At 43.8% G+C, this 15,765-nt stretch carries 7 protein-coding genes; 5 read left to right on the top strand and 2 right to left on the bottom strand.

Translation table 11 applies throughout. From position 1 onward, the window contains the following. Nucleotides 1–8: 8 nt before the first annotated feature. Nucleotides 9–2,510 (bottom strand): TonB-dependent receptor, encoded by a 2,502-nt coding sequence (locus tag FIU21_RS03425; RefSeq protein WP_036885795.1) that lies wholly within the window; start codon nucleotides 2,508–2,510, stop codon nucleotides 9–11. Between the two features lie 520 nt (nucleotides 2,511–3,030). Further along, a complete protein-coding gene (locus tag FIU21_RS03420; protein WP_231291305.1) occupies nucleotides 3,031–4,350 on the bottom strand; it encodes a phosphatase PAP2 family protein in 1,320 nt (439 codons plus the stop codon). 1,451 nt (nucleotides 4,351–5,801) lie between these two features. Here FIU21_RS03420 and FIU21_RS03415 point away from each other — a divergent pair. From FIU21_RS03415 to FIU21_RS03395, 5 genes are all read left to right on the top strand, one after another. Continuing rightward, nucleotides 5,802–8,063: a TonB-dependent receptor domain-containing protein gene (locus FIU21_RS03415; protein WP_231291306.1), complete on the top strand. Its 2,262-nt coding sequence runs from the start codon at nucleotides 5,802–5,804 to the stop codon at nucleotides 8,061–8,063. Nucleotides 8,064–8,542: 479 nt separating this feature from the next. After that, a complete protein-coding gene (locus FIU21_RS03410) occupies nucleotides 8,543–11,857 on the top strand; it encodes a SusC/RagA family TonB-linked outer membrane protein (protein ID WP_004359188.1) in 3,315 nt (1,104 codons plus the stop codon). Nucleotides 11,858–11,868: 11 nt separating this feature from the next. Next, on the top strand, nucleotides 11,869–13,452 hold the full coding sequence (locus FIU21_RS03405; RefSeq protein ID WP_004359189.1) for a RagB/SusD family nutrient uptake outer membrane protein: 1,584 nt from the start codon (nucleotides 11,869–11,871) through the stop codon (nucleotides 13,450–13,452). An 11-nt stretch (nucleotides 13,453–13,463) separates the two neighbouring features. Continuing rightward, nucleotides 13,464–14,351 carry a zinc-binding metallopeptidase gene (locus FIU21_RS03400; RefSeq protein WP_004359190.1) on the top strand — a complete coding sequence of 296 codons (888 nt, stop codon included), beginning with the start codon at nucleotides 13,464–13,466 and terminating at the stop codon, nucleotides 14,349–14,351. 136 nt (nucleotides 14,352–14,487) lie between these two features. Further along, a complete protein-coding gene (locus tag FIU21_RS03395) occupies nucleotides 14,488–15,765 on the top strand; it encodes a DUF4302 domain-containing protein (protein WP_036885880.1) in 1,278 nt (425 codons plus the stop codon).

Below are 15,765 nucleotides of genomic sequence, written 5' to 3'. Positions count from 1 at the left end.
TTCGAAACTTAGAATTTAAATGTGTAACTGAACGATGGAATCACAGGGATGAACGCTATGTTCTTTATCTTCATCTGGTTATTGCCGTCGATTTTCACACGTACCCAGAGTGAGTTCAGGTGGCAATAAGCATTGTAGAAACTGAGGTTCCAGATGCGCTCATGCCCCTTCTTGGTGGTATGATGGAAGTCGAAGCCGATGTCAAGACGGTGATAAGCCGGCAAGATAACGTTGTTAGGCTTTTCGTAAGCAAAGTTCAACGTGTTGTCATCAGATGAGTTAAAGGTCAATCCTCCCTGCTCCTGCGCTGGAACGTCAGGCAATCCGATATACTGAGTAGGGATTGTCATGCGGTTACCCGTGCGGAATGTCCATGCTGCAAAGGCTGCAATCTTCTTTGTGATGTTCCATCTTCCGGTGAGGGTGAGCTTATGACGGTTGTCAAACTTATCATAATACCAACCATCGTAGAAGTCATCAAACTTCTTCTCAGTCCATGAGAGGGTATAAGAACCGTGCAGATTGAGGTTGGAAATGTTGTAATCAGCATCCAATTCAACACCATAAGAGCGACCGTCACCCTCCATTACCATGTAGTCCCAGTTGGCAGCTGGTGGCTCTAATCCTGCCCAACTTGAATACTGTAGGATATGACTTGAACGCTTGTAGTAAGCCTCCAACGAGAGCAACCAGTGCTTGTTAGGTTTCATATAAGCTCCTGCTGCCACCTGCCAAGAGCGCATCGGGTGTAGTCGAGCCGTCGTTGGCACCCAGTAGTCGGTTGGAAGATCGAGGAAGGAGTTGGCAATCTTGTGTACAAACTGGCTCATCAGCGTGTAGCTTGCCTTAAGAGACAGACGCTCCGTTGGCTGGAACTTCATCGAAAGACGTGGACTCAGCGTTGCGAAGGTCTTACCGCTAATATGGAAGACATCGGCATTCACACCCCCGTTGAGGCTCCATTTCTCGTTGAGTGTCATCTCGTCTTCGGCATAGAAGGTCAGCTGATGTGCCACATTCTTATTATAACTGTGGGTCGCAATCGTGTCAGCCTTTGCCTCACTATTGGTTTGATAGTTATCAAAACGGTTGTAAGTCTGTGGCTGGAAGCGATGATAGGTATAGTCCTGACCAAAGCGAATGTGATGACGCGGGCTTGGACGGAAGTCGAAAGCTGCTCGATAGCCAATGTCATCAATAGATGAACGATAGCCATGAGAGGTCAATGTTAGTTGTTCTTTCTCTCCGGGGCGTGTAAATCTCCACTCGTCTGAGCTGCTAACCGTTGAGCGATTGTGCGTATAGACGGCTGTGAAGTTAGCAAAGAGCTTCGGTGAGAACTGATAGTTCCAGTCTAAGGCAACATTGAAGTTACCCCAGTGGAAGCGATTCACATAGATGTCTACGTCATTATAACCACTGCTATTGTTACTGTGCCACTCGTCTTTTGCATCCAATCGGTCCTCACCAGAGTAGACACTCAGCGACATTCGCGAACGTTCGTTGAAGATATTGGTCAACTTGAAGTTTATGTCATGGAAGAAATACGACATACTCAACTTATCCTCATTGTCGCTCTTGTGGTTCATTATTGCAAAGGCAGGACGCGTGAGGAGGTCCATCCAGCTACGACGCAAACCGAAGTTATAGGATGTCTTACCCTTTCTGATAGGTCCCCCGATATGGAAGGCACCATCGAGTAAGCCGATACGATAGCTGCCGTGGGTGTTATAAAGGTCGCCATCAGCCGTGCGAACGTCGATGACACTTGACAGACGACCGCCATAACGTGCTGGGAAACCGCTCTTGTAGAAGTCGACATTCTTCACAACATCGGCATTGAACGAGGAGAAAAGACCTAATGAATGGTTAGTATGATAGAGAGGTGTGCCGTCGAGTAAGAAGAGGTTTTCGTCGCCATTACCACCATGAACGTAGAGACCGCTGGCAAGTTCCATACCGTCAGCCACACCGCTCGTACGCTGTAAGGTCTTGATAACGTCCGGACTACTCAACAGTGCGTACTCCGTTTTAATATCTTTCTGTGAGAGAGAGAGTTTTCCAGTCTGCGTTTTCAACAAAGGTGAGTTCAGGTCTGTCGTCACAACCACCTCATCCAACTGTGCTTCGTTTTGCAAGATGATGTCATGGTTTTGGTTTGCAGATAGGTCAATGGTCTCAATAAGGGTTTTATATCCTACGTAGCTACACCTTATTTCGTGTTGTCCTTCGCCCAATGTGAGCGAGAAATGTCCGTAGGCATTCGTCATCGTGCCTTGTCGTGTGGTGAGGTCGTAGATAGTTGCATTGATAAGTGGTTCTCCGTTACGGTCTTTCACATATCCACTGAGTGTAAAACGCTGGTGCGTCTTGTCCTCATCAATGCCCCGAATCATTCTTTCTTTTGGCGCTTCGTTTTTCCATGTTACCGCACCAATCCCGTTAGCCTTATGTGCATACAATCCCAAAGGGCTGAGCCATAAGGCAGCTAATAAAAACTGTTTATTCATCTGAAATACATTTAAGCGGTGCAAAGATAATGCTTTTAATTCATAATTCATAATTCAAAATTCATAATTATGATTACTGGTATAATTCATGATAATAGACGAGTTGACAAGTTTACGAGTTGACAAGTTAACCAGTTGCTTGTAGACAGAGTAAATAAAAGACAAAGTAACAGATGAACAAAGTTCTTTTGAGTAACAAATTTACGGGTGGACAAGTTAACCAGTTGCTTGTAGACAGAGTAAATAAAAGACAAAGTAACAGATGAACAAAGTTCTTTTAGGTAACAAATTTACGGGTGGACAAGTTAACCAGTTGCTTGTATACAGAGTAAATAAAAGACAAAGTAACAGATGAACAAAGTTCTTTTGGGTAACAAATTTACGGGTGGACAAGTTAACCAGTTGCTTGTAGACAGAGTAAATAAAAGAAAAAGTAACAGATGAACAAAGTTCTTTTGAGTAACAAATTTACGGGTGGACGAGTTGCTTGTGCTGGACTTGTTTTTAACGTTACTCTTGGTTAAAAACTAATGACAAAAGAGGAGCCTAATCCTAAAGAATGAAAACAAGTGCGCACTCCTGACACACGATAAGGTAAGAGATTATAGTCCATAAGGAAACGAACATTATAATGCTGACGAACTCTGAAGGTCAGTGAAAGCCCTGTTCCAAAACCTACTCCATGATGAGAATCAATCAAATCGTCCGTTAACTTTATGTCGGGATAAAACACAGATACAACCAAGAGTTTACTACCGAGAAGCCAACGCTCTGATAACGGATAAGAGAAATAAGCACCTCCACCTAACTTCCACGTATCGAAGACATTATCTTCGGCCTTGACATTGTCTACGATGACTGACGTACGCGTCACAGAGAACCGCCCACCAACACCAATATAGGGATTAAAGAAGTAGGCTCCCTCAACAGCTGAGGTACATCCACGCGACACCTTAACCTTTGAGCCTTTCTCATTGAGATACGTACCTAACGGCTCATTAATAAGAAAATCAAGACCAACGTATGACGGCTTCTGCAGCTTATCAAACTTTTCCTCTACATCAGCCTTTCTTAACCCATGATTCTTAAATATCAAATCCGTAAAATAATAGCCCAACTCTGTAGCCACAATACCTATGCCTGCCCCTGTCAGTACATCGCTCAGCCAATGCTTATTGTTTGCCATACGCATTAAACCTGTCGCAGCTGCCACTGTGTAAGCACCGACACCTATCCACGGACTCCGATACCCATACTCCTTATTCAGCATGGTAGCAGTCATAAAGGCCGTCGCTGTGTGCCCAGAAGGAAAAGATCGTAGGTCCGTGCCATCTGGACGCTCTACTTGAGCAGAATATTTTAACGAATTAACAATACCTGCCATCAACGCTACCGACATAGCATCAGAGGCAAGCATACGCCCCCAGCTACTTCTACCTTTCATGCCACTAACCTTTAAGCCAAGCATAACGGCAGCAGGGAGATACTGCGTGTAGTTATCTAAACTCCTATCAAATCTTGGTATATAGTCATTTCGCAAACCACGAAATTGCCTACTCTGCCCTTTCATGATAAGACCGTTTATAATAAGTGGTGCACAAGTATATATAATCCTATCAAAATGCGGTTTACAAGTGTTACAAGACTTATCCTCTCCCTCCGCAGGAACACATTTTATAGAGGGAACTAAACCTGTGTCAGCAACAAGGCTTAAACTATCAACCGTTTTTATTGAGTCCGCAAGCTGTATGCTATCTTGCAATACAGCAGATGCCTTTGCCTGACAACAAAGACATACGAATAGTATCGGTATAAAAAATAACTCCTTAAAACGTTTCATCTCCTCAATGAGCATTGATAGCAAGTTTGTCTAACATGGGTTTATCGGCTACAAAATTACAACTTTTCTACGGAAAATGAGAATATTTTTGGTTCTTCAGGAGTTTGGAGTGATAAATTAAGCCTACTATATATAAAAGTCACACAGAGAGGGGGAGAGCACGGAGGTGAAAGCAGACAATATCACGGAGGTGCCGAAGGCACAAAGAGCGACAGAGTCGTAGTGTACGTGTTGCTGATAACTTTAGTAATAAACGTTTTAAGGAATCTTGCAAACCACTGCTTTGGAATGAAGTAGACAAAAACATTAATAAAACTCGCAAATATCCTCTGTTCCTCCACGCACCAACGGTGCCTCTGTGCCTAACGATTTCTGCTATATAAAACCTCTGTGCTCTCCATTTCTCTGTGTGACCTTTTTTCAAAGTATTAATCTCAAACGGTATTACTCCAAATTGCTGAAGACTCTTAAAAAGCCTCACCCCCCAACCCCCTCTCCTACAGAGAGGGGGAGGTTGTGGAGGGGTGTTTGTTTGTAAATAATTTTCTACATACTATGTTTCAACATATGGTCTTTTAGCTTCTCAAAGACGCCCTTTTGGCTTATTAAAGATGCCCTTTAAGACGCTTACTAACGCCCTTTTGAAGTCCAATAAAGCCCCTTTTGCTTTACGGCTTTATAACCATTTGATTTTCTGTTGGTTGTAGAGTCGCTCTTGAGGTAGGTTTTTGTATGCTTTTTAAGGTGATTTGTATATGGGAGTGTAATGTTTTTTCAGGGTGGGGACAGGATAAATAAAAGACAAAGTAACATGGTAAGTGGACAAGTAAACCAGTAGACAAGTTAACAAGTTGCTTGCGAAGATAGACAAGATAATAGAAAGACAAAGTAACATGGTAAGTGGACAAGTGAACCAGTAGACAAGTTAACAAGTTGCTTGATAAGAAAGACTGGATAATGGAAAGACAAAGTAGCATGGTAAGTGGAAAAGTGAACCAGTAGACAAGTTAACAAGTTGCTTGCGAAGATAGACAAGATAATAGAAAGACATAGTAACAGATGAACAAAGTTCTTTTGAGTAACAAAATTACGAGTGGACAAGTTAACGAGTGGACAAGTTAACGAGTTGTTTGTTCTCATTTGCTGACCTATGCACTCAAAAACTCGTCACAAAAACGTTCTTATGTTACTCTGTCTTTCTATTACCCTGTCTACAAACAACTTGTAAACTCAGCACTCATAAAATCATCAACTCAACATAAAAAATGACGTAAAAACAGTAATAGATTGTTCTTTCAATATTTTTTTACTACTTTTGTACCTTAGTATAATATATGCTTTATGAACCTAATATAAAAATACTATGTAATATGATAATGGTAAAATCTTTACATTCAATTTTGCAGTTCACACCTATAAGTTTTATATTTCTTTTACTATCGAGCCAGCCTATGTATGCCCAGCAATGGCAGCTGAAGGGGAGGTTGGTGGAGAAGGTAGACAGGACTACTCCTTTGGATGCCGCTGAGATATTAGTAAGCCCTCTTGGCGGGGATGTCACTTCCAGCAGCTTATCGGATGAAGAAGGCAGGTTTGCTCTTTCGCTTTCTTCGGGCAAGTATGTGTTCAGATACCGACAGTTGGGCGATATTCTTAAGACCGACACCCTCGATGTGCAAGCCGACACCGATTTGGGTGATATTCCTTTAGAAATAAAGAAATACACAATGAAGGAGGTTACGGTTACCTCTCAGCGCAGAATGCTTAGTCAGAAAGCCGGAAAACTTGTATATTTAGTTCAGAACAGTCCTTTTGCCCAGGGGTTCAGTACACGCGATTTACTTCATAATATCCCTCGCATAGACCCGACAAGCGAGGAGATAAAGATAATAGGAAAGAGCAATGTTCTTGTATTGGTGGACGGACACAGGGTTAATTTGGAGGGAAAGGATTTGGATATGTATTTGCGTACGTTACCCTCTGAGAACATTAGTAAAATAGAACTCATTACAAATCCTTCTGCCAGATTTGATGCTGCGGGTAACAGCGGAGTGCTGAACATTATCCTAAAAAGCAAGCCGGTAGGTTTTGATGGAAAAATTCACACCTTGCTGACACAACGCACTCATTTTGCAGCCGAGGAGGGAGCTGACTTGTCGTTCTCATCAGGTAATTTTTCGGTAGAGTACAAAGTCGACAACTCCAACGAAAAACGCCCTCAGAAGATGAAAAGCTCTTACATCTATCCGACATACACACGTGTTACGAACGATTATACTCTTAACCGCTATGACATATTGAGCCAGAATCTTAATAGCAGCTATCAAATAGGGCATGTAAAAATAGGATTCTTTTCCACTCTCAATCGTTCTCGTAATAAGGGCTTTCACAAGGGCGAAATGAACTTCAGTGATGGTTCTTATCCGTCGAACACCTATTCGGAGCAGACTCACGACAAGTATCGTTTGGAAACGATTTCCCCTTATGTGGAATGGAAGCTGGACAGCATAGGTAAGAAGCTAACGCTGAATTATAATTACATTCATTTAAGCGATGATGTCAACCAGGTGTACGATTCTGGCTCGGCTCACCCCTTTTCGAGCAGTTGGGACAATTACAGCAATGTGGTGAATACTCTCAGCGCAGACTTAAACCTTCCCTTTACGTGGCTGAACTTTGAGGTGGGTGGCAAGTACTCCCATTTCAGAACGAACAACATTTCGGATTACGGAGGCAGCAATGGTTTCTTGTTCAAAGAAACAATAACGGCCCTCTATGCAGATGTTCACCGGAACTTTGGTCCTTTTTATGCCAAGGCAGGGTTGCGCTATGAGCATACAAGCAATAATGGGATAACGCTTGGCGGTTTAACCGTTTCCAATAAATATCATCATTGGTTTCCGTTCGCAGAGTTTTCCTATAATCCTTCCGACGACCATTCCTTCTCTTTAGGATATAGCAAGCGAATCAACCGGCCAAGTATGAACAATATGGATCCGACAAAGGTTTATCGCGACACTTATTCTTACTCGGAAGGAAACGACAGGCTTGTTCCGTCCATCATGGATAATTTAGAGTTTAACTATGTCTTTAAGGGAAACCTTAATGTAGATTTGTACTACTATCACACTTCTGACGCCATACAGAGCCTGATACAAGTGGTTGATGATTTATATACCAAGTACTATCCCAAGAACTGCCTAACCATAAACACCTACGGCGGAGATGTTAGTTATAATTTCTCGTGGGGTAAATTCAACTTGTATACAAGTGCTTCTATGTACTATCTGAAGGCCAAGTCTATGGCAGAAGAACTGGATGATTCGGATTTGAAGAGCTTGAACACGACTCTCTCTGCAAATCTTAGTTATCGCTACAAGGCTATGACCATTTTTGCAAATTATTATCATGTATTTCCGGGAGTGGAAGAATCTTTTCATACTGGGAATATCGATTGCTTAGGTTTGGGCTGCAAAATCAATCTCCTAAAGAATAAGCTCTTGCTGAATGTTCTGGCGCAGGATATCTTTGGAGGTACCAAAGCTCATAACCGAGTGGCATACAACGATTATATGTTCAGAAATAACATAGATAATGACAATACTTCGTTACGTGTAGGGTTAACGTATAATTTTGGAAAGCATAAAGCCAAACGAACGGATGTAAATATCAATAACAGCGAAATGAATCGCCTGCCGGATATTAAGAAATAAAATAAGAGAGATGAAAATTATTCAAAGTTTTTGGACTGACAATAAAAGTTAGCAAGTAAACGAGTTGCTTGTGCAGGATTTCTGTTTTAATGTTCTGTGTCATCTATAACCGTTAGGTTTCTGTGTGTCCTATGGACTCTGTTCTTCTGTGGTATCTGTGAGAAAATAAACAAATGAATCAACCTCTGTACTCTCCTTTTCTCCGTGTGACGTACTCTCTCTCCACTGTTAATTATGTATAAATGTGTCATAAATGTTGTAATAACTTGTTTTTTGAATATTTTTTGCTAAATTTGCATCATATATATAATATGTATGTATTGTAAGTTTGTTAAAATTATAGATATTTTCATACTATGACTTTGTATAATGGCTAAGTGTGAAGGCGCAAGAGAGCGTTTTTGTTTGTCCTTTAATAAGAAAGAAAAGAGTTTTAATAACCGCATTAAATAAAATCAGACTAAATATAACAATGTTCTATGAGAAAAAAGTTACTTATGTGTTTTGCCATGCTCTTTATGTGCGTTTGCACGGCATTGGCACAAACTAAAATCTCGGGTACCGTAGTGTCGGCCGACGATAACGAGCCTGTTATCGGTGCTACCATTATGGTCGTGGGCACCAAGTCGGGTGCAGTGACCGATGTTGATGGTAAGTTTTCGCTTACCACTGACGTTGCTAATCCTCAGATCACTGTGGGCTACATCGGTATGGCATCGCAGACGCTGAAGGGTACTACCGACATGAAGGTGGTGCTAAAGTCAAGCACTCAGACACTGAACGAGGTTGTTGTGACGGGTCTTACCCGCACTGACCGTCGTTTGTTTACGGGTGCTACCGACAAGGTTGATGCTGAGAAGGCACGCCTGAGTGGTGTGGCAGATATCAGTCGTTCGCTTGAAGGTCAGGCAGCGGGTGTGTCTGTTCAGAACGTCAGCGGAACCTTCGGTACGTCACCAAAGATTCGTATTCGTGGTGCCACCTCTATCTATGGTAGCAGTAAGCCACTGTGGGTTGTGGATGGTGTCATCATGGAAGATGCTGCCAATGTGGGTGCAGACGACTTGGCATCAGGTAATCCTGAGACCCTTATCTCTTCAGCAATAGCAGGTCTTAATGCCGATGATATCGAGAGTTTTCAGATTTTGAAGGACGGTTCGGCAACCTCTATCTATGGTGCGCGTGCGATGGCGGGTGTGATTGTTGTTACTACCAAGAAAGGTAAGCAGGGACAGGCACACATCAGCTATACCGGTGAGTTCACCTCTCGCCTCGTTCCCTCTTATAGCAACTTCGACATTCTCGACTCAAAGGAGCAGATGGGTATTTATAGAGAGTTGGCAGACAAGGGCTGGTTGAATTTCTCTGACGTGCTTAATGGTAGCGAGTATGGTGTGTATGGTAAGATGTACGAGTTGATAAACAAGTACAATGCGAACACTGGTCAGTTTGCTTTGGAGAACACCACAGAGGCTCGCAACCGCTATCTCCAGCGTGCAGAGTTCCGCAATACCAACTGGTTTAAGGAGTTGTTCTCATCTAATATTATGCAGAGCCACTCTATCAGTTTGAGCGGTGGTACACAGAAGTCAAACTACTATGCATCGTTCAGTGCATTGTTAGACCCGGGATGGTATAAGCAGAGCAACGTAAATCGTTATACGCTCAATGTGAATCTCACACAGCATTTGTCAGACAAGCTGTCGTTGAACCTCATAGGTGGTGCGGCTTATCGTAAGCAGCGTGCACCAGGAACCTTGGGACAGGACGTCGACGTCGTAGGTGGTGAGGTGAAGCGTGACTTCGATATCAACCCATATTCCTACGCAAGTAACACCTCACGTGTACTTGATCCGTCAGCAACCTACGTAGCGAATTATGCACCATTCAACATCTTCAATGAGTTGAATAACAACTATATCGACCTCAACACCCTCGATGCCCGTTTCCAATTGGAATTGAAGTACAAGCCTGTCAAGGGTCTGGAACTGTCAGTCTTGGGTGCGTTCAAGTATATGGCTTCAACACAGGAGCATTTTGTGAAGGACAATTCTAATCAGGCATTGGCTTATCGTGCGATGTCAAACGGAATTATCCGCGATGCTAACAAGTATCTTTATAAGGACCCTAATAACCCTTACGTGTTGCCAATGACCGTGTTGCCATATGGTGGTTTGTATCATAAGGGTGACAACCGCATGAGCGATTATGACATTCGTGCAACCGCTAACTATAGCCACACCTTTGCCGAGAAGCATATCATGAACCTCTTTGGTGGTATGGAGTTGAAGAGTATTGAACGTCAGCGCAATGTCTTCGAGGGAGCTGGTTTGCGTTATGATGCTGGTATGGTTCCATTCTATATCTATCAGTATTTCAAGCGTGCATTGGAGTCGGGCAATACCTATTATACTATTAACCCAACCAACTCACGCAGTGTAGCCTTCTATGGTAACACTACATACAGCTATCAGGGCCGTTACGTATTCAATGGTACACTTCGTTATGAGGGATCAAACCAGATGGGTCGTAACTCAAGCGCACGCTGGATGCCAACATGGAACGTGTCTGGTGCATGGAACGTACATGAGGAGAACTGGTTTAATAAGCTCTCTCCATTGAACAAACTTACCCTGCGTGCCTCTTACAGTCTTACAGGTACACCTCCAGATGCGTCTTATAGCAACTCAACCGCTATCATCACCGCTTCAACTCCTTTCCGTCTCTTTGCAGAAGATCAGGAGCCACAGCTTGAACTTAGCGAGTTGGCAAACTCAACACTTACCTATGAGAAGAAGAACGAGTTGAACCTTGGTTTCGATGCTTCATTGTGGAACAACCGCTTAGGTGTTACCTTCGACTATTATACACGTAGAAACTTCGACGAAATTGGTCCGATGGTAACAGCTGGTTTGGGTGGTGAGATTATTCGTGCAGCCAACGTTGCCGAGATGAATTCTAATGGTCTTGAGTTGAGTATCTCTTCTGTTAACATCAAGAAGAAGAACTTCTCTTGGACAACCAGCTTCATCTATTCTTATGCAACAACCGAGATTACAAAGCTCTTCAACCAAGGAAACGTGATGAGTTTAGTAAGCGGTAATGGTTTTGCCAAGAAGGGTTATCCTGCTCGTGCCTTGTTCTCAATCCCATTCATGGGCTTGAATAGCGAGGGTATGCCAATGGTTCTCAATGAGAAGGGACAGGTGACAACCGACGATATCAACTTCCAAGAGCGTACAAAGACCGACTTCTTGAAGTATGAAGGTCCAACTGATCCAACCCATACAGGTTCTGTGGGCAATATGTTCAGCTATCATGGTTTCCGTCTGAATGTATTCTTCACTTATGCCTTCGGTAACGTAGTACGCCTTGATCCTAAGTTCCGCGCACGTTATAACGATCTCGTTTCAATGACCAATGCGTTCAAGAACCGTTGGATGGCAGCAGGTGAAGAGGCTGAGACCAATGTTCCCGGTATTCTTTCTAAGAGCCAATACATGGCAAACACCAATGTTCGCTTGGGCTACAACGCCTATAACTACAGCGATGCACGTATTGCAAAGGGCGACTTCATCCGCCTCAAGGAGATTTCTTTGGGCTATGACTTCCCTGCACAGATGTTCCAAAACAGTATGATTAAGAATGCATCGTTGAAGCTTCAAGCTACCAACCTCTTCCTGCTCTATGCTGACAAGCGACTCAATGGTCAGGACCCAGAGTTCTATAACGTGGGTGGTGTTGCTTCGCCAATGCCAAAACAATTTACGCTAACAGTAAAACTTGGACTTTAAAACATACGAAGATGAAAGTCAAAAAATATATTATATACTTACCAGTGGCTGCGATTTCGCTTGCACTTACATCGTGTAACGATTTCCTTAACAAGTATCCAGACAGCCGCATGGACCTCAAGAACCCTACGGAGGTGAGCCAGTTGTTGGTAAGCGCTTATCCACAAGCACACCCAGCTTACCTCACTGAGATGTATTCGGACAATACTGACGAGCAACTGCATAGTACATGGAGTGCGTTCGACCGTTTCCAAGAGCAGGCCTATCAGTGGAAAGATATTGACGACGTAAGCAATACGGAGACGCCTTATCAGCTTTGGTCAGCGCATTATGCGGCTATCTCAGCTTGTAATGAGGCAATTGAATACATTGAGCATACTGTCAAGGATGCGCAGTCAGAGGAAGACTATCGTGCACAGTTGGGCGAAGCTTTGCTCTGCAGAGCGTTCTCAATGTTCCAGTTGTCAACCGTCTTCTGTCAGGCTTACGACAAGACTACGGCTGCTAACCAGTTAGGTTTGCCTTATCCAACAGAGCCAGAGAAGGTTGTTGGTCGACTGATAGAGCGTGGTACGCTTGCTGAACTTTATCAGAAGATTGAGGCAGATATGCTGAAAGGTATCGCTCTTGTCGGTACAAAGTATGCGAAGCCAAAGTTCCACTTCACCAAGCAGGCAACTTACGCTTTCGCAACGCGCTTCTATCTCTATGCACAGAAGTATGATAAGGCGGTGAAGTATGCTAACATGGTATTGGGCGATCAGCCAGCAGACATCCTCCGCAACTGGGCAGAATGGAACCGCTTGGGTCCAAGTGGTAACGTACAGCCAAACGCCTTTGTGAATGCAAGCAACAATGCGAACATCATGTTGTTGCCAGTTCCTTCACAGTGGGGAGTTATCAGTATTCCTATTCAGGCTGGTAGCAAGTATGCGCATGGCGAATTGATTAGCAAGAACGAAACCTTGCAGGCACCGGGTCCATGGGGTGACAGTGGTTCAACTTTGAACTATACCGTTTTATATAATAACGGTGTGTCAAAGTATTGCTTGCGTAAAATCCCTTACGTTCCTAAGGTCATCGACGCAACTGCTGAGATTGGAGTACCTTACGGTGAGTATGCTGTGTTCAGCACAGACATTACCTTGCTTGAGCGTGCTGAGGCTTATGCCCTCTTAGGTCAGTATGACAAGGCGTTGAAGGATATCAACACCGAGTTGACTGTCTTCTCAAAGAATAGAAAGCAACTCACACTTGCAGACATTCAAGACTTCTATGGTTCAATGGCTTATTACACACCAACAAAGCCAACACCAAAGAAGAAACTCAATCCATTGTTCACTGTTGAGGCTACCACACAGGAACCTCTCTTGCAGTGTCTCTTACAGTTGAAGCGATTAGTTACCATCCACGAGGGTTTCCGTCTGCAGGATGTTAAGCGTTATGGTATCACAATGTATCGTAGAAAGGTTGATGTGCAGTCAAACGTTACTGCCGTAACCGACTCTATGAAGGTTGGCGACCCACGCTTGGCTATTCAGTTGCCACAGGACGTCATCACAGCGGGTGTGAAACCTAATCCACGTAATAATTAAAACGATAGGTTATGAAAAAGTATTTATATTTGGTTACAATCGCTCTTGTCAGCTGTTGCGCAGTCTTGTCTTCATGTAGTGATGACAAGATAAGCGGTGACTCTATCTTCTCAACGAAGGCTGTGGAGCGTAATGCCTTCGACCAGTGGTTGTACAAGAACTACACCATGCCTTATAATATAGACTTCCAGTATCGTCTGAAGACAGAGGAGACCGAGCAGGCTTACAACTTCGTTCCTGCCGACTCTGCAAAGACGGTGAAGTTAGCGATCCTCACAAAGTATATGTGGTTTGATGCTTATGCAGAGACCGTCGGACTTGACTTCATCAAGGAGAATGCCCCACGTATCATCTTAGTGACAGGTACTCCGGGTTACACACGTTATCGTACGGAGGTAATAGGTAGTGCTGAGGGTGGTTATAAGGTTAGATTAGGTAAGGTGAATGCACTTACAGATGAGCAGTTGAAGGATTATGGTAGTATGAATAACTACTATTTCCACACAATGCACCATGAGTTCATGCACATTCTTAATCAGAAGAAGCCTTACGATGAGTCGTATGATAATATCTCACGCTCTGACTACGTAAGTGGTAACTGGACTTCTATCCCTGACAAGAAGGCGCAGAGCATGGGCTTCGTTTCGGCTTACTCTATGGAGAATCCTGCTGAGGATATCGCCGAACTTTACTCTATCTACGTGACCAGTACGCCAGAGGATTGGGCTACAATCATGAAGAATGCGGGTAACAAGGGCGGTACGATTATCAACAAAAAGCTGAAGATAATTCGCGAGTACATGAGCAATTCGTGGAATGTTGACATCGAACTGCTGCGCAATGCAATCCTCAGAAGAGGTGGAAAGATTGGTACACTCGACCTGAACACACTGGAATAAGAGAACGGGCAGTGTACATATTATCAATAAATAAATAAACAAGGGCTTCTGACTTAGCCTGAAACTCCCCATGCAAGGGTGTGAGAGAGTGTGAAAGACTAAGTTCAGAACCTGATAAAAGTAAATGAATACGCAAATGAAAAAGGTATATTTACTATTCATGGCTATCGTACTGACACTTTCTTTGCAATCGTGTCTGCATGACGATAAGACCACTTTCGACCTCCCTGCGGCTGAGCGAATCGAGAAGAAGGTTGCTGACTATAAGGCACTTTTAGAGTCGTCAGAGGATGGTTGGGTAATGCAGTATTATACGGGAAAGAACTATAGCTACGGTGGTTACACGCTGTTGCTGAAGTTCAAGAACGGCCATGTTACCGCTATGGGTGACGTGAAGGACGTTGAGGCAAAGGCTACTTCGGGCTACGGTGTAGTGAAAGACTTGGGTCCTACCTTGTCGTTCAATGAGTATAACGCAGTGATTCACCCATTGGCTGAGACTTGGTTGGGTAGTCCTGACGGTGCGCAGGGCGACTATGAGTTCTCTATCCTCCGTGCTACTAACGACAGCATCTTCGTGCGTGGTCGCAAGTGGCACAACGATATGGTCCTCACACGCCTGCCAAAGGGTACTAACTGGGAAGAGTATATGCTCGGTCTTGTTACCGTAATGGAGGGTATGAACGTTGAGACCTACGACTTCGTCTTGGGTAATGACACCTTAGGACAGGGAACCCTCACGCAGGAGGTTAGACGTCTTACTGTTACCTTGGGCGATAAGAAGTGGGAGATGCCTTATTGTACGACCAATACAGGTATCGTTCTTCGTGAACCTATCGTCATCGGTAACAAGAAGTATCAGCGCTTCACATGGAATGATGGCGATCACTCGCTGACACAAGACGACCTTAAAATCATTCAGTTCTTGCCTAAGAGCCATAAGAGCATTGACTTCTGGGTTGGCGAATGGCAGTTAAAGACCAACCTACGTAAGCGTATTAGGCTTACTTTGGAAAAGGGTTCTGTGGCGAATACGCTGAAGGGTAAGTTGAATATTAATAATATCAACTATGAGATTCTCTTGACTTACGACCCTGCTACGGGCCACCTCGAGTTTCCTGGACAGCCAGTGACCGACCCTACTTATAAGTATCCAGCAGGTATCGTAATGATTCCAGCATCGCAGAAGGAGGGCAAACTCTTCGGTGAAGGAAAGGGTAGCTTGTTCTTCACATGGGATGAAGATATGCAGCGTGCTAAGGCTGAAGACAGTGGTCAGATTACAGGACATGCCGTAGACTCCTTCTTCGGTGTGGCTTATGGCGAAGACCTCCAGCCTGTCACCGATGCTCAAGGCAACTACGTATTTGCCTTCACATTGCCAAATATCCAGTACATGACGAAAATTAATTAA

It is taken from the genome of Prevotella melaninogenica (assembly GCF_013267595.1).
In the GTDB taxonomy this organism is placed as follows: Bacteria; Bacteroidota; Bacteroidia; order Bacteroidales; family Bacteroidaceae; genus Prevotella; species Prevotella melaninogenica_D.
This window is presented reverse-complemented; position numbering and strand designations above follow the sequence as displayed.